This is a genomic window from Alkalilimnicola ehrlichii, from assembly GCF_003399765.1.
Classification (GTDB): Bacteria; Pseudomonadota; Gammaproteobacteria; order Nitrococcales; family AK92; genus AK92.
In genome coordinates this window covers 1-19592 of sequence record NZ_NFZV01000044.1, presented here as the reverse complement: position 1 = coordinate 19592, position 19592 = coordinate 1, and the positions used below count along the sequence as shown (strand labels likewise).

At 61.6% G+C, this 19592-nt stretch carries 17 protein-coding genes, 1 tRNA gene and 1 pseudogene; 8 read left to right on the top strand and 11 right to left on the bottom strand.

Annotated elements, in window-relative coordinates; translation table 11 throughout:
* Positions 1-234: 234 nt before the first annotated feature.
* Together glk and CAI21_RS24350 are read right to left on the bottom strand one after the other, a co-directional pair.
* A complete protein-coding gene (glk, locus tag CAI21_RS21560; protein WP_258869021.1) occupies positions 235-996 on the bottom strand; it encodes a glucokinase in 762 nt (253 codons plus the stop codon).
* A gap of 35 nt (positions 997-1031) precedes the next feature.
* Positions 1032-1229 (bottom strand): glucokinase, encoded by a 198-nt coding sequence (locus CAI21_RS24350; RefSeq protein WP_220349018.1) that lies wholly within the window; start codon positions 1227-1229, stop codon positions 1032-1034.
* 69 nt (positions 1230-1298) lie between these two features.
* On the opposite strand from CAI21_RS24350, the gene CAI21_RS21555 reads away from it, so the two are divergent.
* Positions 1299-2180 carry a ketopantoate reductase family protein gene (locus CAI21_RS21555; RefSeq protein WP_116304190.1) on the top strand — a complete coding sequence of 294 codons (882 nt, stop codon included), beginning with the start codon at positions 1299-1301 and terminating at the stop codon, positions 2178-2180.
* A gap of 120 nt (positions 2181-2300) precedes the next feature.
* Here CAI21_RS21555 and CAI21_RS21550 read toward each other — a convergent pair whose 3' ends face one another.
* Positions 2301-3752: a catalase gene (locus CAI21_RS21550; protein ID WP_116304189.1), complete on the bottom strand. Its 1452-nt coding sequence runs from the start codon at positions 3750-3752 to the stop codon at positions 2301-2303.
* Positions 3753-3962: 210 nt separating this feature from the next.
* On the opposite strand from CAI21_RS21550, the gene CAI21_RS21545 reads away from it, so the two are divergent.
* Positions 3963-5273, top strand: a complete 1311-nt coding sequence (locus tag CAI21_RS21545) for a sodium-dependent transporter (protein WP_220349015.1) — start codon at positions 3963-3965, stop codon at positions 5271-5273.
* Positions 5274-5399: 126 nt separating this feature from the next.
* Here the strand turns inward: CAI21_RS21545 and CAI21_RS21540 are convergent.
* The 4 genes from CAI21_RS21540 to CAI21_RS21525 form a co-directional block, all read right to left on the bottom strand.
* Positions 5400-5476 (bottom strand) — tRNA-Asp (locus tag CAI21_RS21540).
* A 73-nt stretch (positions 5477-5549) separates the two neighbouring features.
* Positions 5550-5849, bottom strand: a complete 300-nt coding sequence (locus CAI21_RS21535) for a hypothetical protein (protein WP_116304188.1) — start codon at positions 5847-5849, stop codon at positions 5550-5552.
* A gap of 94 nt (positions 5850-5943) precedes the next feature.
* Positions 5944-6891 carry an alpha/beta fold hydrolase gene (locus CAI21_RS21530; RefSeq protein ID WP_116304187.1) on the bottom strand — a complete coding sequence of 316 codons (948 nt, stop codon included), beginning with the start codon at positions 6889-6891 and terminating at the stop codon, positions 5944-5946.
* A gap of 24 nt (positions 6892-6915) precedes the next feature.
* Positions 6916-7557 (bottom strand): MBL fold metallo-hydrolase, encoded by a 642-nt coding sequence (locus tag CAI21_RS21525; RefSeq protein ID WP_181919580.1) that lies wholly within the window; start codon positions 7555-7557, stop codon positions 6916-6918.
* Positions 7558-7613: 56 nt separating this feature from the next.
* On the opposite strand from CAI21_RS21525, the gene hrpB reads away from it, so the two are divergent.
* From hrpB to CAI21_RS24335, 3 genes and pseudogenes are all read left to right on the top strand, one after another.
* A complete protein-coding gene (hrpB, locus tag CAI21_RS21520; protein ID WP_116304191.1) occupies positions 7614-10067 on the top strand; it encodes an ATP-dependent helicase HrpB in 2454 nt (817 codons plus the stop codon).
* A gap of 725 nt (positions 10068-10792) precedes the next feature.
* A pseudogene (locus CAI21_RS26185) lies at positions 10793-11579 on the top strand (CapA family protein).
* A gap of 2 nt (positions 11580-11581) precedes the next feature.
* Positions 11582-11878, top strand: coding sequence for a hypothetical protein (locus CAI21_RS24335; protein WP_220349008.1), 297 nt, complete (start codon positions 11582-11584; stop codon positions 11876-11878).
* Here CAI21_RS24335 and CAI21_RS21510 read toward each other — a convergent pair.
* The 4 genes from CAI21_RS21510 to CAI21_RS21495 all read right to left on the bottom strand — a co-directional run bounded on the left by CAI21_RS21510 (position 11843) and on the right by CAI21_RS21495 (position 15443).
* Positions 11843-12505 (bottom strand): class II aldolase/adducin family protein, encoded by a 663-nt coding sequence (locus tag CAI21_RS21510; protein WP_116304185.1) that lies wholly within the window; start codon positions 12503-12505, stop codon positions 11843-11845. The two genes, CAI21_RS24335 and CAI21_RS21510, sit on opposite strands and share 36 nt — an antisense overlap.
* A gap of 11 nt (positions 12506-12516) precedes the next feature.
* Positions 12517-13056, bottom strand: coding sequence for a hydrolase (locus CAI21_RS21505; RefSeq protein ID WP_116304184.1), 540 nt, complete (start codon positions 13054-13056; stop codon positions 12517-12519).
* A 136-nt stretch (positions 13057-13192) separates the two neighbouring features.
* Positions 13193-14626 carry a dihydrolipoyl dehydrogenase gene (locus CAI21_RS21500; protein ID WP_116304183.1) on the bottom strand — a complete coding sequence of 478 codons (1434 nt, stop codon included), beginning with the start codon at positions 14624-14626 and terminating at the stop codon, positions 13193-13195.
* A gap of 82 nt (positions 14627-14708) precedes the next feature.
* The gene (locus tag CAI21_RS21495) at positions 14709-15443 is read right to left on the bottom strand and encodes a glutathione peroxidase (protein ID WP_116304182.1); all 735 of its coding nucleotides are present in this window, start codon (positions 15441-15443) and stop codon (positions 14709-14711) included.
* A gap of 463 nt (positions 15444-15906) precedes the next feature.
* On the opposite strand from CAI21_RS21495, the gene CAI21_RS21490 reads away from it, so the two are divergent.
* The 3 genes from CAI21_RS21490 to CAI21_RS21480 form a co-directional block, all read left to right on the top strand.
* A complete protein-coding gene (locus CAI21_RS21490) occupies positions 15907-17895 on the top strand; it encodes a methyl-accepting chemotaxis protein (protein WP_116304181.1) in 1989 nt (662 codons plus the stop codon).
* 186 nt (positions 17896-18081) lie between these two features.
* The gene (locus CAI21_RS21485; RefSeq protein ID WP_116304180.1) at positions 18082-19161 is read left to right on the top strand and encodes a TRAP transporter substrate-binding protein; all 1080 of its coding nucleotides are present in this window, start codon (positions 18082-18084) and stop codon (positions 19159-19161) included.
* Positions 19162-19394: 233 nt separating this feature from the next.
* The coding region (locus CAI21_RS21480) for a hypothetical protein (RefSeq protein ID WP_147305201.1) at positions 19395-19592 on the top strand (198 nt) is incomplete at its 3' end.

The following is a 19592-nucleotide window of genomic DNA, read 5'->3' as shown; positions in this document are numbered from 1 at the left end:
AAACCAAACTGACGCTCGAATAAAGCGCCGGCTAGCCCGGCCGGCGCTAACTCCGTAGGCAGCGGGGGGAAAAACATCGGCCGGGGACCAAAACGCCTGTCATAACTTCGCCCGACCGGCAGATCCGCCGGCTCAAGGAGCGCCGACAGATGCTGTCAGGTAAAGAAATGGTGTCGTTATATACTTCTTCAATAATGGCAGTAAAAACTTCCGCAGCCTTTCGCCGGTAAGCCGCTATTCGCCGGCGAACAGGCCGATTTCCGCCGGCGGCCGATCGAAGGCCTGAGCGGCACCGCGCAGGGCGGGATCTTGGGCGTGAATGACGTAGCTGGGCACTGCGGCCAGGTAGCGGCTGAAGCGGCCGCGGTGTTCGAAGGCGGCACGAAAGGGGGATTGCGCGAAGTAGTCGCCCAGTTTCGGTACGATGCCGCCGCCGATATATACGCCGGCGCGGGCGCCCAGCGTCAGCACCAGATTGCCGGCAGCCGTGCCGAGTATGGAGCAGAACGTATCCAGCGCATCGCGGCAGATCGCGCAGTCGCCCTGCAAGGCGCGGCGGGAAATCTCCGCCGGCGATAGCGGCTCGACGGTGGCGCCGGTTAACTCGCCGAGTGCTTGATACACATTGACCAGGCCGGGGCCGGACACCAAGCGCTCGGCGGATACGTGGCCGAAGCGGCGGCCGATGATGGCAAGCAGCCGGCTCTCCCGCACCGAGGCGGCACCGTAGGTGACGTGGCCGCCTTCGCTGTGCAAGGGGATGTAGCGGTCGCCGGCCGGGATCAGGCCCGAAACGCCCAAGCCGGTGCCTGGGCCGATCACGGCGATGGGGTTACCCGCGACCGGCACACCGCCGCCCACTTGGCGCAGCTCGCTCGGCGCTAACTGCGGGACCGATAAGGCGAGCGCGGTGAAGTCGTTGAGCACCCGCAGCTCGCGCAGCTTTAGCCGTTGGCGCACCTGGGCGACGGAGAAGGACCAGACGTGGTTGGTCATACGCACGCGGTCGTCGGTCAAGGCAGTCGCAACCGCTATCGCCGCCCGCGCGGCCGCTGCGGTAAGGTGTCGAGGTAGGCCTCGGCGGCGGCCTCTAAGGTCGGGTAATCGGCGCAGCGCACGCTTTGCACCGCGTGCACGCGCCCCTCGCTCGGCTCGATCAATGCAAACCGCGCGTTGGTGCCGCCGATATCGGCCACCAGTGCGGTATCGGCCTTTACTTCTCTAGTCATCCTATCGCCTCGCCTGCATGGTCCGATTCCTTTTTTGCACCCCGCCGGAGCCGGCTGGATAATTGCCCCATGAACACTACCGAATTGCATATCCTTGGCGCCGGCAGTATGGGTTTGCTGTTGGCGGCTTATCTGGCGCCGCACTATCCGGTGCGGCTGATTCGCCGTGCCGGGCAGGACTACCCTCCTCGCCTTAATGTGCGGCTGACTGCCGCGCCAAGGCAAGCCACGGTGCAGCTGCCGCAAACGCGCGCCGACCGCCTGCCCGCGCCGGTGCGTCGCCTGCTGGTCTGCACCAAGGCCTACGACGCCCTGCCGGCGCTGCACAGCCTTGCCCCGGCACTGGAGGAAGCCAGCGTGTTGTTGCTGCAGAACGGGATGGGGAGTCAGGAGGCGATTGCCGAGGCCTTGCCGGACGTCAGCGTATACGCCGCCAGCTCTACCGAAGGCGCTTACCGCCCGGAGCCGGGGGCGGTGGTGCATGCCGGGCGCGGCATCACTCGCATCGGGCGTTTGCAGGGCGCCGAGGCGGACTGGGCGGTGCGTTTTCGACACGCCGGGCTGCAAGCCGAGGTAGCCGAGCCGATTGCGTGGCACTTGGCCAATAAACTGCGCGTCAATGCGCTGATCAATCCGCTGACGGTGTTGTACCGCTGCCGGAACGGGGAGCTGCTGCGCAATTCGGCGGCGTACCGCGAGTTGCAAGCCTTGGGAGAGGAGACGGACGCCATACTGGCGGCGGCAGGGTTTCGTTTCGAGGAGCCGGCCTTGCAGGTCGCCGAGCAGGTTGCCCGCGCCACGGCGGAGAATTATTCCTCGATGTATCAGGATGCCCAGGCCGGGCGGCGTTTGGAGTTGGATTATATCAACGGGTATTTAGTACGGCTTGCCGAGCGGCAGGGGCTTGCAGCGCCGGTGAATGCGGGGGTGTGTGAGCGCTTGCAAGGTTAGGGGCTCGTTTGGGAGCTTTACGGGAGTTGTTATACCTTGCGGCCCGTGCCGGGCGCACTAAAAAGGGGCGCGAATCGCGCCCCCACGCTTGGGGAGACAAACCTCAAGCAATTCTGACAATCAAGCCGGCTCGCTCACCTCGAGCTTCAATCCCGCGGCGATCCGCCGGGCCAGCTCGGGGTCGGTGCGCTGGAAGTGCGGCAGTTGGCGCTGCTGAATCTCCACCGGCACGTCGCTCAGGTGGTTGACGAGCTGGTTGACCAAGCGGTCTTTCTCTTCCGCCGTCATCAGGCGGTACAAGTCGCCGGCCTGGGTGTAGTCGTCGTTACCCTCGCGGTGGTCGTAGCGATCGGCATCGCCCTCGATGCGCAGCGGCGGCTCCTTTTTGCTCGGGTCTGCCACCGGCCCGCCGACACTATTGGGCTCGTAGTTCACCTGGCGACCGTAGTTACCATCGGTGCGCATGCTGCCGTCGCGATGATAGGTCTGCGGCTCGACCCGCGGGCGGTTAACCGGAATCTGTGCGTGGTTGACCGTTAAGCGGTAACGCTGCGCATCGGCGTAGGACAACAAGCGTGCCTGCAACATCTTATCCGGCGACGGGCCGATGCCCGGCACGAAGTTGGACGGCGCGAAGGCGGCCTGCTCGACCTCGGCAAAGTAGTTTTCCGGGTTGCGGTTCAATTCCAACTCGCCGACTTCGATCAGCGGGTAATCCTTGTAATGCCAAACCTTGGTGAGATCGAAAGGGTTGATCTTGTAAGTCTCGGCGTCCTGCTCCGGCATGACCTGGACGTACAAGGTCCACTTCGGATACTCGCCGTCTTCGATGGCCTGGAACAAGTCGGCGGTGTGGTAGTCCGGGTGCTCGCCGGCGATTTTCTGACCCTGCGCTTCGGTTAGGCACTTAATGCCCTGCTGCGTCTTGAAGTGGAACTTGACCCAGAAGCGCTCGCCTTGGTCGTTCCAGAAGCTGAAGGTGTGGGAGCCGAAGCCGTCCATGTGGCGGAGGCTGGCGGGCAAGCCGCGGTCGCCCATCAACCAGATGACCTGGTGCATCGCCTCCGGCGATAAGCTCCAGAAATCCCACTGCATGGCGTTGGAGCGCATGCCGGTGCGCGGGTCGCGCTTTTGCGAGTGAATGAAGTCGGAGAATTTGAGCGGGTCGCGGATGAAAAAGATCGGCGTGTTATTGCCCACCAAATCCCAATTGCCTTCGTCGGTGTAGAATTTCACCGCGAAACCGCGCGGGTCGCGCACGGTATCGGCCGAGCCGCGCTCGCCGGCAACGGTGGAGAAGCGCAGGAACAGCGGCGTTTCTTTGCCGACCTCGCTGAAGATGCCGGCGCAGGTGTATTGGGTGATGTCCTTGGTGACCCGAAAGGTGCCGTAAGCGCCGGCACCTTTGGCATGGACAACACGCTCGGGTATCCGCTCGCGGTTGAAGTGCGCCATCCGTTCGATCAGGTGCACGTCTTCCATCAATAAGGGGCCACGACGCCCCGCGCTCTTGGAATTCTGGTTGTCGGCAACCGGAGCACCGGCACCGGTAGTCATGGTTTTCCGTGTCATCGTGTCTCGCCCTTGTTTGCTTGTATCTCTCGTTATTCAGGGTAGGCGAGGGTCTTTATTTGATCCAATTGATTGTTTGACTGGTTTTAATAGCGAATAGCTATGTCAGCATCTAATAATAGTCGGTGTGGCGAGGCTAACTTGCAGGTGCCTAAGCAACATGGTGGACTACCGCCCGCACGATTCCGAAAAAATAAAGGATAAGCCTTAATGTCTGCCATGACCGAGCAGCCGGGCCAACGGGGGCAGTGGTCCTCGGAGCCGGCTTTTGTCTTTTCGATGGCCGCCGCCGCCGTGGGTTTGGGTAACCTGTGGCGCTTTCCGTATATGTTGGGGGAAAACGGTGGCGCGGCCTTCATCATCGCCTACCTGATTGCGCTCCTCGTCGTCGCCTTGCCGGTGATGATGCTGGAGGTCGGCGCCGGCCGACTGGCGCAGGGTAGCGCTGTCGAGACCTTTCGGCGGGTGCACCGCTTCGGCGCCATTTACGGTTGGGCCATTGTGGTGCTGACCATTGCGATTAGCAGTTACTACCTCGTTATTACCGGTTGGACGCTCGGCTATGCCGTGGGGGCGGTTACGCTAAGCGTCGACACCTTCGACGATTTTACCGTCGGCTATAACTCAGTGTGGTTTTTCCTCATTACCACGGTGCTGGCGGCCTTGGTGCTCATTAAAGGCGTGAGCGCCATCGAGAAATTCTCGAAGCTGCTGATGCCGGTGTTGCTAGGAGTCATCGTGCTCTTGGTAATCATCGCCACCCGGATGGACGGCTGGGCCGAGGCGCGTGCCTTTATGTTCCAGGCCGACTTCAGCATGCTCAGCGATCCGCGTCTGTGGGTGTTTGCCTTCGGGCAGGCGTTCTATACCTTGGCCATCGGCCAGGGCTATCTCATCACCTACGGCAGCTATATTCCAAAGAATGTGCATGTGCCGCGGGCCTGCTTGATCGTTGCGGGCACCGAAACCTCGATCGCCCTGCTGGCCGGTTTGATGATCTTCCCCTATGTGTTCACCTTCGGCATGGACCCCGGCGAGGGCTCGCAGTTGGCCTTTTCGACGCTGCCGGTGGTGTTCGAGCAAATGCGCGGCGGCTGGTTCCTGGCGATTTTGTTCTTCAGCCTGTTCTTCCTGGCTGCCTTCAGCTCCTGCCTGGCAGGCTTGAAAGTGGTGATCGCAGCCTTCGAGGAAGAATTCCGCATGGATCATGTGCGCGCGGTGTTGGCGGTCGGCGTGCTGATGTTATTCCTCGGCCTGCCCTCGGCGCTGAGCTTCACGCCGGTGCAACTCAGTGTCGCAGGCATGCCGTTCCTCGACTTCATGGATCAGTTCGGCGGCACTAATGTGGTGATTCTCTCGGGCATCGTCGGTGCCGGCCTGTTCTCCTGGCTGGTGCCGAGAGAGCGCATTCACGACAGCTTGGGTGCAAGCAAACGCTGGTGGCAGTGGCGGATCGTGATCGTCGGCCGTGCGCTGCCCTTCCTCGGCGTGCTATGGCTAGGCTGGGTACTGTTCGGCTAATGACGGGCGGCGCTGCTTGGGCAACACCAGGCGGCGCCGCTAGGCCCGCATAACGCAAAGCCGCCATCGCGCCTGCAAGGTGCGCGGCAACCGAATCGGCACAAGGGGAATCGACAAGAGGAAAGCTGGCGGAGCGGACGGGACTCGAACCCGCGACCCCCGGCGTGACAGGCCGGTATTCTAACCAACTGAACTACCGCTCCGTTGAAGAGCCGGCATTATATAGCTTTCGGCGCCGAGTGCAAACACTTCTGTGCGATTTTTTTACGGCACCGGCTAAGCGTGGCCGACGCCGAAGTCACTCGGGCTGTCGAAGTACTCGCTGCTGCGGGCGAACTCTTCGGCCAACCGCAACAACTCCTGCAAGCGTAACTCACCGCTACGAATCGTTGCGCACTCCTCGCAGGCGGGGTCGGCGCAGGGCTGCCGTGAATACAGCCAGTACTGAATCGCCCCGGCCAACAAGCCATCGGCAATATCCCATAAGTGCGCATCCTGATCGAGTTCGGCGAGGCGGTTACCCAGCTCCACCGCGCGGGTAGCCGCTTTTTCGTAAGGGTTGTCGTAGTCGCTCATAACGTAAGCACTTTGCTTTGGTTGGCCAGGGGCGGAGAGTTTAGCAGTAATGCGGCAAGAGTTCGCGACCTCGAACCGGGCCGTCGCTCCCCCGCTAAGGCACCGTTTCAGGGGCCACCGCGTCGGTAACGTCGGCCAGAAAGCGCCGGAAATCCGCTACGGTGCGCGCGGGGATTTCCTCCATCGCAACGTGCCCGGCATCCGGGTAGACGATCAGCTCGCCGTGGGCTAAATCCGCAAGCCAACGTTGCGCCAGCTCCGGTTTTACCCATTGATCCTGCTCGCCCCACAATAAGAGGGTCGGCTGTTTGATATCGGCAACCCACTCCGGTTCAACGTCGCGTAAAGCAACCATTTGGCGCATCACTTCGCGGGCTTCGGAACGCTGGCCGGGCAAGCGGTTAATCAGGAAGTAGCGCTCGACGATACGGTCGTCGACGCGCTCGGGCTCGGCATAGAGGCGCATTAAGGCGCCGCGCACCGTAAAGCGCGGCATCGCCAACTCAAAGCTTTTGCCGACCACCGGCATGGCGCCGAGCCGTAGCGGCGCAGGCAGGGGTTGCGGATAGCCGGCGGGGCTTATCAGAGTCAACGCCTGGACGCGTTCGGGGCGTTTGGCGGCGTAGTATGCAGCGTAATAACCGCCCAGCGAGTTACCGGCGAACACGGCGCTGTCGATGCGGTAATGATCAAGCACCGCGTCGAGCACGGCGGCCATCGCCTCGCCGTCGTACCATTCGTCGGAAAGCGGCTCGCTCAAGCCGAACGGCGGCACATCGATACGGATGACGCGGTAGTCCTCGCGCAAGGCGTCCGCCCAGTCGTCCCAGGTGTGCAGGCTCGCTAAGACACCGTGCAACAACACGACTGCCGGCCCTTCTCCTTCCGCCTGCACATGGACGCGGGCGCCGTCGACCTCGATAAAGTCGGAGGCCTCGGTGGCGTAACGCGCGACCACCCGCTCGGGATCGCTATCGGTCAGGCCCAGGCTATTGCAGCCCGACAGGAGAACGATAAGGCCAAGCAGCAGGACGATGCGCATACCGAGTTCCTCGTTACCAGCCGGTTAACCTGCTTGTCCGGCAACAAAAGGGTTATGTGCTCGCTCGTGGCCGAAAGTGGACGCCGGGCCGTGGCCGGGCAGAAACTGCACGTCGTCGCCGAGCGGGAACAGCTTTTGCCGGATGGATCTGACCAGCGTGTCGTGATCGCCGCGCGGGAAGTCGGTGCGGCCGATGGAGCCCTGGAATAGTACGTCGCCGACCACGGCAAAGCGCGCCTCCGGGGAGAAGAAGACGACATGGCCGGGCGTATGCCCCGGGCAGTGGATGACCTCCAAGGTCGCGGCGCCGACGGTGACGCTATCGCCGTCGTCCAGCCAACGGGTCGGGGTAAAGCCGCGCACTTTCGGGAACCCGAGCATCTGGCTTTGATTGTCTAGCCCCTCGATCCAGAATAAATCGTCCCGGTGCGGCCCTTCGATGGGTACGCCATAATGTTCGGCCACCTCGGCTACCGCGCCGATATGATCGATATGGGCGTGAGTGACGAGTATTTTTTCGATCTCGACGCCCGCTTCGGCCACTGCTTGTCGAATCCGCTCGCTATCCCCGCCAGGGTCGACAATAGCGCCCTTGCCGGTTTGCTCGCAGCAGAGGATGGAACAGTTCTGTTGGAACGGGGTGACGGGTACGACGTATGCTTTCACGATTTGCGGCTGTCTCCGTTTAATTGACGCCGTGACGACGGCGAGAACCGATGCGCATGAGTTTACCGATCGACGACGTCCTACCCAAGCTCTTATCCGCCCTTCGCCATCGCTCGGCGGCGGTACTGCAAGCGCCGCCCGGGGCGGGTAAGACCACGCGCGTGCCGCTTGCGCTGCTGAACGAGCCGTGGCTGACGGACAAGCGAATCATCATGCTCGAACCGCGACGCTTGGCGGCACGCAGCGCGGCGCGCTATATGGCGCGCCAACTCGGCACCGAACCCGGCGCCACCGTCGGCTATCGCACCCGCCTCGACAGCCGCATCGGTGCCGAGACGCGGATCGAAGTGGTGACCGAAGGCATTCTGACCCGGCTAATTCAGGACGACCCCGAGCTTAGCCGGTACGGCTGTATCCTGTTCGACGAGTTCCACGAGCGCAGCCTGCAAGCCGACTTGGGGCTAGCCTTATGCCTGGAGGTGCAGCAAGCGCTACGGCCGGACCTGAAGCTCGTCGTTATGTCCGCAACGCTCGATGGCGAGCCCGTTGCTCGGCTGCTTGGGGATGCGCCGTTAGTCACCAGCGAAGGCCGCAGCTTTCCGGTAACTAAGCGCTACCGCCCGGCTGGGCAAGCGCCGTTGGAGCAACACGTCGCGGCGACGGTGCGCGAGGCGCTGGCCGAGGACACCGGCTCGATATTGGTATTCCTGCCGGGCACCGGCGAGATCCGCCGCGTCGAGCGGCTGCTCGCCGCGCACCTGCCCGCCGATGTGCAACTTGCGCCGCTTTACGGCGACCTCTCCCCCGCCGCTCAGGATGCCGCCATCGCACCGGCGGCGGGCGGGCAACGCAAGATCGTGCTGGCGACGGCGATTGCCGAAACCAGCCTTACCATCGAGGGTATCCGCATTGTGATCGACGCCGGTTTGATGCGGCGCGCCCGCTTCGACCCCAACAGCGGTTTAAGCCGCTTGGTCACGAGCCGCGCCTCGCAGGCGGCGGCCGAGCAGCGCGCAGGCCGCGCGGGGCGGCTGGAGCCCGGCGTGTGCTATCGGCTTTGGAGCGAGGCCGAACATAGTCGGTTAGCGCCCTTTAGTCCACCGGAAATTGCCGATGCCGATCTAAGCGACGCGGTGCTTGAACTCGCGCAATGGGGCACCGTCGACCCCGACGAGCTACCCTGGTTAACGCCGCCGCCGGCGGCTGCCTGGCAACAGGCACAACACCAGTTGCAGCGGCTCGGCGCGCTCGATAACGACGGGCGCATAACCGCCCACGGTCGTACGCTCGCCCGTCTGGGCCTACCGCCCCGCCTCGCGCACATGGTTCGGGCCGGGGAGGCGCGCGGTTGGCATGGCCTGGCCTGCCGAATGGCGGCCTTGCTTGTCGAGCGCGATGTGCTCGGCCCCTCCGCCGGCAGCGACCTCCGCGATCGCTTGGCGCATCTTGACGCAGCGCCGGCCGCCGGCGCCGGCAAGCGGATTCGGCAAAGCGCGCAGCAACTGCGACGGCGCCTGCAGGGCGAGGAAGGCGCCGCGCCGGACTATGCCGCAGGCCTGTTGTTGGCCTTCGCCTACCCGGACCGAATCGCGCAGCGCCGGCCCGGCCCCAGCCCCCGGTTTCGCCTTGCCAACGGCCGTGGCGCGTGGCTCGCCGAGGACGATCCGCTACGCGAGGCACCGCTATTAGTAGCCGCCGCGCTCGACGGCCAAGCCCGCGAGGCGCGCATTTTCCTGGCCGCCGAATTACCTCTAGCGGTTTTCGAAGCCGAGTTCGGCGAGCATCTAACCGAGGCGGAATTTGTTGCTTGGGATGCCAACCAGGAAGCCGTGCTCGCCCGGCGCCAGCGACGTTACGAGGCGCTGGTGTTGGCCGACGCACCGCTACCGGCACCCTCGCCGGAGGCGGTGGCCGCCGCCCTTTGCGAGGGCATCCGCCGCAAAGGCTTGGATTGCCTGCCTTGGGAGAAAGCCCACCGCCAATGGCAGGCACGGGTCGAATGGCTGCGTAAGCTGGAGGGCGATGGGTGGCCGGAGGTCAGCGACGAGGCGCTACTTGCCCGCCTGGACGAGTGGGCGCTGCCCTTTTTAGCGGGCTACACGCGGCTCGCCCAACTCAAGCAGTTTCCCTTACAGGAAGCGCTGACGGCCTTACTTGACTACTCGCAACAACAGCGCCTGGAACGGCAGGCTCCGGCGCGCATCGAAGTCCCCAGCGGTAGCCGAATCGCCATCGACTATACGGCCGAGGTGGCGCCGGTGCTCGCCGTGCGCTTGCAAGAATTGTTCGGCTGGCATGAGACGCCGACCATTGCCGATGGGCGCATACGCTTGATGCTGCATTTGCTATCGCCCGCCCAAAGGCCGATGCAAGTTACCCAAGACCTCGGCGGATTCTGGCGCGACACGTACCATCAGGTACGCAAAGACCTGCGTGGCCGCTACCCCAAACACCCTTGGCCGGAGGACCCGCTAAGCGCACAAGCGCCGCAACGGCGACGTAAATCATGAACTTAGCCACGGCAGTTATGCACACAGCCGCAACAAGCCTGGGGATAACTCGAAGTAGTTATACACAAGGCGACAGGCAAGCCCTATGTTGTTGTTATAAATACATTTTCAGATATTGCCGAAATTTTAAACAATTTAACTAAGCCCTTGATACGGCTGAACCGATCGCAACTTCGCGCAGCTTGTGCACAGAGTTTTCCACAGGTTCTGTGGAAATATGCCTAAGTAATTGATGTGTGGTCGAGGGGGCGATAATTCTAGTTTAAGAGCACGATTCGGTGCTTTCCGAGGGTTGACAAAGTGGCTTCCAAGCGCATTTTTTCGACAGCCGCCGAAGGCTCCCCGAAAAAACAGGAAGTTGGCTCGCGCCGAAAGCTGTCGACAAAGTTATTCAGGAAGTTATTAACATGCCAATAGTCCAGTCGGACCAACACGACCCCACGCCTTCCGATCCACCACAACAACCCTCAAATCATTGTTTTAACATGCAAAAAAGTTATTGCTTATAGTTTGAACAATTTAACTAAGCCCTTGATAGACGGGGCTTGAAGCCGCATACACGCAGCTTATTCACAAAGTTTTCCACAGGTTCTGTGGATAGCGCAGACAAGCTTTGCGGAGGCCGCCGATAGGCACGAAGGAGTACACCCCTCGCCTAGGCCTGCGAAACGGCGGTCCATTCCCGGGAATACAACGTGATTTCTCTGTTCGTTTGCGGCGATGTTATGACCGGCCGCGGGATCGACCAGGTGCTGGCTCACCCCGTGAGCCCCGAGCTGTACGAGTCCTTCGTTCTCGATGCGCGGGATTACGTAACGCTGGCGGAACGCCGCAACGGGAACATTCCGCGCCCGTTATCCGGGCACCGACTCTGGGGCGCGGCATTAACCGAGTTCGATCGCCGCCTGCCACAGGCGCGCATCGTCAACCTGGAAACCAGCATCACGACCCACCCTCGCCCCTGGCCCGATAAGGGCATTAACTATCGGATGCATCGGCCAATCTGGAAGCGCTTACCGTCGCCGGCATCGACGCTTGCAGTCTGGCCAATAATCATGTGTTGGATTGGGAGCATGAGGGGTTGCGGGAGACCTTAGCCAGCCTGGAGCGGGCGGGCATCGCAACCGCCGGGGCCGGCCGAACCTTGCGGCGGCAAGGGCGCCGGCCAGCGTACCGCTAGGCAACGGCAAGCGGTTGCTGGTGTTCGCTTTCGGCAGCGATACCAGCGGCATTCCTGCCTCCTGGGCAGCCGGAGCAGAACGCGCGGGCGTTAATCTACTGCCTTCGCTGACACCGGCGGCGGCCGACGCTGTCGCCGCGCTCATCGCCGCGTGGCGACAGCGGGGCGATATTGTGCTGGTGTCGATCCATTGGGGGAGCAATTGGGGCTATGAGATTCCGCCGGCGCAGACGCAATTCGCTCATCGCTTGATCGATAGCGGCTGCGTCGACCTTATCCACGGCCACTCGTCGCACCACCGCGCGGCTTCGAGGTCTACCGCGAGCGGCTGATTTTGTACGGCTGCGGCGATTTTCTGAACGACTATGAAGGTATCGCCGGTTTTGAGGTCTTTCGCCCCGATCTATGCCTGATGTACTTTCCAACGCTGGCTAGCGAAACCGGAGCGCTGCGGGCGCTTGAGATCGTGCCCTTGCAGTTATACCGCTTTCAGCTTCGCTACCCCTCCCGCCGCGACGTGTCGTGGACCGGCTCAATGCTGGAGACAGCCGGCCGCGCTTACGGCATACGCATGGCGCAGGTTGGCGCCTCAAGCCTAGGTTTGGCGGACTTCCATAGCACGAACCAATAGACCGATCAGCTTATGGCCGGCCACACTCGGATCGACACCGAAGGCCACCACGCCGTCCTCGTGCCCTTCCATGGCGAAGACGCCGCCGTCGCTCGGCCCCATAGTGGTCACTAAATGAGCTACGGCCTCGGCCATTGCGGGCGTGCCGTAGCGTACCTCCGGCCCGGTTGCCGGCAGGCCGAGCGTATGCGCCGCCTGCCAGATGTCGGGGCTGTGGACGTGCAGCACGCAATGGATGGCGGTGTCGGCGGCATAAACGGCCGCATGCGTGAGCGCCTCCGACGAGGGCTTGACCGGCCCTTGGGCGACGACGTAATTGCGAGCCGGATCGCAGTAGCTGACCAGGCAATAGCCGTTTTCGTCCAACTCGGCTTGGCTGCCGGTTTGGGTACCGCTGACGATAAACGGCGGCGTGGGTTTGCCGAATTGATCGAGCTTGATACTAACGTTGCCAAAGCCAAGCCCGCCGTAGCGGGCCGGGTCTTGCCCGATGAGGCGTAAGCGAAACAATACCGTGCGCCAAGCGTTGAGGACGCTTAACTCCCGCGCCCGTGGCGGCGGGCCGCCGCGGTGATCGAGCTGGTATTTGATAACGCCTTCGACTTCTGCCATAGCCTCTTTATCCATGTCGTCGCGTATTATTTGATCAGCGCCGAAACGCGTCGAAACCGATCGCCTTCGGCGACACGGAGCAACTCGAACAAGGCCATTTCCACGCTGGTCGGGCGAGCGCCTTCCAAGCGCATCCGCTCGATACCCAAACCGCGGTTGGCGGCCGTACGCGAGGAGACGGCATCGACCGCTACCTGCACCTCGTAACCGAGCCGGACCAAATCGGCGACGGTCTGATATACACACACATGGGCCTCGATGCCTGCAACCAACACCTGCTTACGACCGCAAGCTTCGATATCGTCCATGAATTCCATATTGCCGCAGCCGCTAAAACTGCTTTTCGGAATGGGGTGAATGCCCTGGAGACACTCGGCAACCTCAGGCACGGTCGGCCCTAGCTTTTCCGGCACTTGTTCGAGCCAAAGGATGGGTAAATCCAGCTCGCGCGCGCCGCGAATCAGCTTAGTCAGGTTATCGATCAGCGCCTCCCGCTCATACATAAGCTGGGCGAGCTTGCCTTGCACATCGACGACGACGAGAACGGTGTTTTCTTGTTGCAGCATGGAGCCCCCTTATCGTTGAGGTTTCTCCCAACCATACTGCGCGCGGCGAAGCCTGGGAAGTCGGCGGCTTGCCAAATAAGAAAGCGCCCGCGGGGGCAGAACCGGCGGGCGCTTGCGGGAAATGCCGACGACGGTGTTAGGCAGCCGTTCGGCAATCGTTGCAGGGGTCGACCAAACTCGGCCCTTCGCGCAACTTGGCCGCGGCGTCGCGCAAGGCGGTACGCAAGCCCTCTTCGACGACCGGGTGATAGAACGGCATGCCTAACATGTCGTCGATGCTCAGCCCCTGCTGGTGAGCCCAGGCCAACAAATGGGCCATGTGTTCGGCGCGCGGGCCGATCATTTCCGCACCGAGCAGGCGGCCGCTGCACGGGTCGGCATAGACCCGTAGCAGTCCTTTATTCTGCAACATCACGCGGCTGCGCCCTTGATTCTCGAACGACACTTCGCCGATCACGAAGCAGCCCGGGCGGAGGTCGGCATAGCGGCTACCGATCGTTGCCATTTGCGGATCGCTGAACACGACGGCCAACGGCGAGGTGCGAACGCCGCGCTTGACGAACGGGAAGCGCGCTGCGTTGGCGCCGGCAATCCGTCCTTCGTCGCTGGCTTCGTGCAGTAGCGGCCGGTCGTTGTTGGCGTCACCGGCGACAAAAATTGCGCTATCCCCGGCTTGCAGGGTCTCGCGGTCGAACAGCGGCACGCCCCGAGCGTCCAAGGCCAAGCCGGTATTCTCCAACCCCAGATCGCTCACATTCGGCACCCGCCCGGTGGCCGCCAGCACATAGTCGAAACGGCCGATGCGCCACTCGTCGTCGGCTCCGCGGTAGCGAATGACCACCTGCTCGCCTTCGCGGCGGATAAAGTCGACATCGGCGTCCGCATCGAGCGGAAACTCCTGCGCAAACGCGGCCGCCGCGTAATCCCGCAGCTTCGGGTCCGTTACCGGCCCGACCAGGCCGCCTTTGCCGAACATCACCACCCGCACCCCGAGACGGTGCAAGGCTTGGCCGAGCTCAAGGCCGATCACCCCCGGCCCGAATACCGCGACCGAGCGCGGTAGATCTTGCCAGGAGAAGATATCGTCGTTAACGATCACGCGATCGCCTAAGTCCTGAAATATCGGCAACAGCATCGGCGACGACCCGGTAGCAATGACCACGCTATCGGCTCGGACCCTGACACCCTCGCCGACCCGCAAGGTGTTGGCGTCTTCGAAGCGCGCATAACCGTGCAACCGGTCGGCCGGGTCGATGGCCTCGGTCGACTCCACCACGAAGCCGACGAAGCGATCCCGTTCGCGCCTCACGCGCTCCATCACGGCTCGGCCGTCGACATCCACAATGCCCGTATCCACACCGAAGGCAGGCGCGGTGTCCACCGCATGCGCCGCCTCAGCCGCCGCAATTAGTAATTTGCTCGGCATACAACCGACGCGCGCGCAGGTCGTCCCGTATTCCCAACTCTCAATGATGACGGCTCGCTTACCCTGCGCGCGGACCGCGCGGTAAGCGGCAAGCCCAGCCGAGCCAGCACCGATTACCGCGACATCGGTTTCGATCTTCTTCATCGCGTAAACTCCTCTCCCCGCATCGGCGGGATGGGGCCGGACGCTGCCGGCCCCGCTATCGCCCCATTGCTTGTTGCGCGGCTTACCGTTGTAAGTACTTTTCGAGATCGTCCGCCCCTCCGACACGACGGCCGCCGATGAAAATCTGCGGTACCGTGCGCGCGCCGGCGATAGCGTCCAACGTTCGCGGCGTGACATCGCTGCTGATGCGAATCTCGTCGAAGTCGATACCTTCAGCGGCCAGCAAACGTTTGGCGCGAGCACAGTGCGGGCAGCCCACACGGGTGAACATCGTCACCGGCTCGGGAACCTCGGCCGCTTCGTTGATGTAGCGCAGCATAGTATCGGCGTCGGAGACTTCGAAAGGGTCTCCCGGCTTGTCCGGCTCGATAAACTGCTTCTCGATAACGCCGTCTTTCACCAACATCGAGTAGCGCCAGGAGCGTTTGCCAAAGCCCAGGTCGCTTTTATCGACTAACATTCCCATGCCGGCGCTAAACTCGCCGTTGCCGTCCGGAATGAGGCGAACCTTGTCCGCCCCCTGATCTTTCCCCCAGGCCTCCATGACGAAGGCATCGTTCACCGAGAGGCAAACGATCTCGTCCACCCCGTTGGCCTTGAAAACCTCGACCAACTCCTCATAACGAGGCAGGTGAGTCGAAGAGCAGGTCGGGGTAAATGCACCCGGCAAAGCAAACAGAACCACGGTTCTACCTTTGAAAAGCTCATCGCTCGTTACATCGGTCCATTGGCCGTTGCTGCGGGTGCGGAACGTGGCATCAGGAACACGCTGACCTTCTCGATTCTCCAACATGATTAGACTCCAATAATTGAAAATAGAAATTCAATTGACGAGAGCTATAATGAGGCCGCCGCACCGATATGTAAAATCGAACGTTATAATCAACTCGATAGACAGCAAGAATAAGTCGCTGTTGCGGAAATGCGGCATCTAACGTTCAAACCGTTGTAATGAGACACATTCCCGGTAACACGGCGGAGAAAGTGACAACATTCTCATGTTGCATGGAGCACTCCGCCTAGCTTTCTGATACCTGAAGTAAAGCGCTGTGCTACCCGGCCACGGACATCGGCCGAGCGTAATCTTACGGACGGCAACCCGTTCTCTTGGAACAACAAAAACTCATAGAGATCGCCACCCCGCCGATAAAAGGAAAAAAGGTGCGTCAACCTCGTCTGAAAGGCTTCGCATATCAAAGAGAAGCAGCCGCAGGACGTGCCGGCCAGTCGGGTGGTTAGGAATAACTCGGGAGCACACGATGTCACAGCTAAAGGCGCTTATCGCCAAATTGAGCATCATGCACAAGGCCTTGATCGGGCCGGTCGTGATGTTGCTTTTTATGATTCTTACCGGGGTCGTCGCGATCGCGAGTCTGAATACCTTAGACAACCGCATGAACCTTGTCGCCACAGACCTCACGCCGAACACCGGTCTGGCCACCGACATGATGCGGACCATTTTTCAAGAGCGGCTTGCCACCGACACGTTCATCGCCGATAACTCGTTAGACAATTACGAGCGCTGGCAACAACGCAACGAAGCCTCCTTACAGGTCCTGCGGCAGGCGAAAGAAAGCTTCCAGAACTCCGAGCGAATGCTCATGGTCGACGAAGTCGAGTCGCTGCACTTCGGCTTTACCCAACAGTTCGGGGAAGAGGTCGCGCCTCGGCGGCTGGAAATTGGCGAAATCCGCGACGGTCCGATGGAGACGCACGGCACCCGCGTAGACGGCCGTATCACCAACATCATGGAGCTGGCTTATAATCAGCACTTCGCCGACTCCGGCGATTTGGCCGCCGAGATTGTCCGCGACATCCTCCGCGCGCGCCTAGAAATCGAAACCTTTCTCCGCACCGCCCGCGAGGAAGACGAACAAAGCGCGCGAGTCATTCTCGACCGCGTCACCGGCAATATCGATTTATTGGAGATTCTCTCCTACGACGACACCTCGCAGCAGGAAGCCCAAGCCGCGCTGGAAGACTGGAATATGTATATAGAGGCCTTCGACCGCGCTGCGGAACTCACTCATGAGGCACAACGCGCGATCGAAGAAGGCGTTTACGCCCTCGGCCCTTACATGACCGACTCCGCGCAAGACCTCCAGCAGCATATTTTTGCCGAGCTGGATCAGTTGGCACTCGCGACCTCCGACGATACCGCCCGCAGCCTCACCATTATGGTGGCCGTTATCTTGTTCGCCGGCGCGTTCGGGCTCGCCCTCGCCTTTATCGTCACCCGCGGCGTCATCAGCCCGTTGCTGGCAACCAACCGCCAGATCGACAAGATGTTGAAAGACATCGAAAGCGGCCACGGCGACCTGACCTATCGCTTGCCGGTGAAGAGCGGGGACGAAGTCGGCCAACTGACGGCGAACTTCAACCGCTTTGTGGAAACGCTACAAGGCGTGGTTCGCAACATCGGCGACGAAGCCAACCAACTGGCCAGCGCCGCCGAGGAATTATCCGCCGTCACCAGCCAAACCAACGCGGGCGTACAACGCCAGAATCAAGAGACCGATCAAGCGGCCACCGCCATTAACGAGATGACCGCAACGGTGCAGGAGATTGCCCGCAACGCCGCCGAAGCATCGGCTGCGGCGCAAGACGCCAACGCATCGGCCGGCGAAGGCCGCCGCGTGGTGGCCGCCACCGTTGAAGCCATCGACCAACTGGCGCAAATGCTCGAACACGGTCGCGTTACCATCGATAAGCTCGGCAGCGACGCCGAATCGATCACGACGATCATCGACGTGATTCAGGATGTAGCCGAGCAAACCAACCTGCTGGCGCTGAACGCCGCCATCGAGGCCGCCCGCGCCGGCGAGCAAGGCCGCGGTTTTGCCGTGGTGGCGGACGAAGTGCGCGATCTGGCGCAGAAGACGCAGTCCTCGACACATAAGATTCAGGAGCTGATCGAGACCCTGCAAACCGGCGCGCGCAGCGCTGTCGATGCCATGGCCAACGGCGGCGAGCAGAGCCAGCGGACCGTGCAATACGCTGCCGAAGCCGGCACGTCGCTCGAAGCGATCACTCACAAAGTGAGCCAGATCAACGACATGAACGCGCAAATCGCCAGTGCGGCGGAAGAGCAAACCGCCGTCAGTAACGACATCTCGCAAAGCGTTACCCGCATTCGCGATATTGCCGTCGAAACGGCCGGCGGCTCTAAACAAACGGCGACTTCCAGCGAAGAGCTGGCTCGCCTGAGCGAACGCCTCAGCAAGCTGGTCGGCCAGTTCCGCGTCTAAAGGAAAACGGCACACCGCTCCAGCGCCTGCTCACACCGAGCATACAACGGCGACTGCCCTGGCAGTCGCGTTTTGTATCGCTTAGCAACGACGCTGCAACACGACCTAAGCCATAGCTTCGTCTATTACTACTCGGGTACAGTACTGCGTTTTCACTATTTTGAAAGATTCTGGAGGGGAGTGACGATGAAACGTCGGGATTTTCTGACCGCCACCGGTGCTGCCGTAACAACGGCTGCCGCCGGTTTCGCGCCGGCGGCCATCGCCAGCAAGCGTCGATACCGCTTCGAGATGGTCACCTCGTGGCCGCGCACCTTGAAACACCTTTTCGGCGGTGCGGAGTTTTTCGCGCAACGGCTCAATCAAATTACCGACGGGGCCGTCGAGCTAACCGTACACCCGGCGGGTGCCGAGGTCGGCGCCATGGAAGTGTACGATGCCGTCTCCAGCGGCGCTTTCGAGTTCGGTCATACGGCTCCCTACTACTACATCGGCCGCTCTCCCGCGCACGGTTTCTTCACCGCCATGCCCTTCGGGCTAACGGTCAGCGAGCAAATGGCTTGGATGGTTAGCGGCAACGGTCAACGCCTGTGGGACGAACTCAACGCCGCCGACGATTTGATTGCGTTTCCGGTTGGTAATACCGGCCCGCAAACGGGTGGCTGGTTCAACAAAGAGATCAACGAACCGAAAGACCTGCGCGGCTTACGGATGCGCTTCCCCGGCCACGGCGGCCGCGTGATGGCTCGCGCCGGGGTTAACATTCAACAACTGCCGGGCGGCGAAGTGTACATGGCGATGGAGCGCGGCACCTTAGACGCCGCCGAGTGGGTCGGCCCGCACGACGACGAAATCCTCAACATGCATCGGGTCGCAAAATACTACTACTTACCGAGCTGGGCGGAACCGAGCGCGATGCTTGGCGTCTACATCAACCGCTCGATCTACAGCGACCTGCCGGGGTGGATACAACACGCCATTCAAGCGGCCGCTGCGGAAGCTGACCGCAAGATGCTGGCCGACTACATGAGCGACAACCCAGCGGCACTTAAGCGCCTAATAGACCACGGCGTCGAGGTCCGGACCTTCTCGCAGGAAGTGCTGGAAGTCTTCGAAAAAGGCACGCAGGAAGTCCATACGCAGGATATGCGCGACCGTCAGTATGCACGTATTTACGAAGACTGGGCGGCGTTTCGGGATAAGGTACGTAGTTGGAGCGGTATTTCCGATCAGCTTTATCAAGCGTTTCTTTATCGCGACCGGTAAAAGCACCCCGGGCGGGCTCCATTTCTTGCTTGCCCAAGAAATGGAATCCGCCTTCTAAATAAGCCGCGCGCAGCGCACAACCCTTAACCACCGACATCAAAAAAATAACCACAACAGAAAACCCTTACGACACCCCCCCCAAACGGACCTCTTGACACCCGCCCCCACATCCCGAACAATTCCCTTCAACAAGAAGTAATTAATCAACTACATACCAAGGAACGGGGGGCTCCATGGACCTGGGGGATAGGGATTTTTCGCGTCTGTCGCTGGAGGTGGCGGACTTCCCGCCGCTCAATGCCATCGCCTTACACGGTCGCGAACAGTTTTCCCAGCCCTTCCGCTTCGAGATCGACATCAAAATCCCCCGCGGCTATCCGGTCCAGCAGTTGGCGGGCCAGCGCGCCCGGCTGCGCTGGCAAACGCCCGAT

What these genes read in the sequence shown, in the direction of transcription:
- glk (WP_258869021.1), bottom strand. Translation starts at nt 996, where the DNA reads ATGACCAACCACGTCTGGTCCTTCTCCGTCGCCCAGGTGCGCCAACGG.
- CAI21_RS24350 (WP_220349018.1), bottom strand. Translation starts at nt 1,229, where the DNA reads ATGACTAGAGAAGTAAAGGCCGATACCGCACTGGTGGCCGATATCGGC.
- CAI21_RS21555 (WP_116304190.1), top strand. Translation starts at nt 1,299, where the DNA reads ATGAACACTACCGAATTGCATATCCTTGGCGCCGGCAGTATGGGTTTG.
- CAI21_RS21550 (WP_116304189.1), bottom strand. Translation starts at nt 3,752, where the DNA reads ATGACACGGAAAACCATGACTACCGGTGCCGGTGCTCCGGTTGCCGAC.
- CAI21_RS21545 (WP_220349015.1), top strand. Translation starts at nt 3,963, where the DNA reads ATGTCTGCCATGACCGAGCAGCCGGGCCAACGGGGGCAGTGGTCCTCG.
- CAI21_RS21535 (WP_116304188.1), bottom strand. Translation starts at nt 5,849, where the DNA reads ATGAGCGACTACGACAACCCTTACGAAAAAGCGGCTACCCGCGCGGTG.
- CAI21_RS21530 (WP_116304187.1), bottom strand. Translation starts at nt 6,891, where the DNA reads ATGCGCATCGTCCTGCTGCTTGGCCTTATCGTTCTCCTGTCGGGCTGC.
- hrpB (WP_116304191.1), top strand. Translation starts at nt 7,614, where the DNA reads ATGAGTTTACCGATCGACGACGTCCTACCCAAGCTCTTATCCGCCCTT.
- CAI21_RS21510 (WP_116304185.1), bottom strand. Translation starts at nt 12,505, where the DNA reads ATGGATAAAGAGGCTATGGCAGAAGTCGAAGGCGTTATCAAATACCAG.
- CAI21_RS21505 (WP_116304184.1), bottom strand. Translation starts at nt 13,056, where the DNA reads ATGCTGCAACAAGAAAACACCGTTCTCGTCGTCGTCGATGTGCAAGGC.
- CAI21_RS21500 (WP_116304183.1), bottom strand. Translation starts at nt 14,626, where the DNA reads ATGAAGAAGATCGAAACCGATGTCGCGGTAATCGGTGCTGGCTCGGCT.
- CAI21_RS21490 (WP_116304181.1), top strand. Translation starts at nt 15,907, where the DNA reads ATGTCACAGCTAAAGGCGCTTATCGCCAAATTGAGCATCATGCACAAG.
- CAI21_RS21485 (WP_116304180.1), top strand. Translation starts at nt 18,082, where the DNA reads ATGAAACGTCGGGATTTTCTGACCGCCACCGGTGCTGCCGTAACAACG.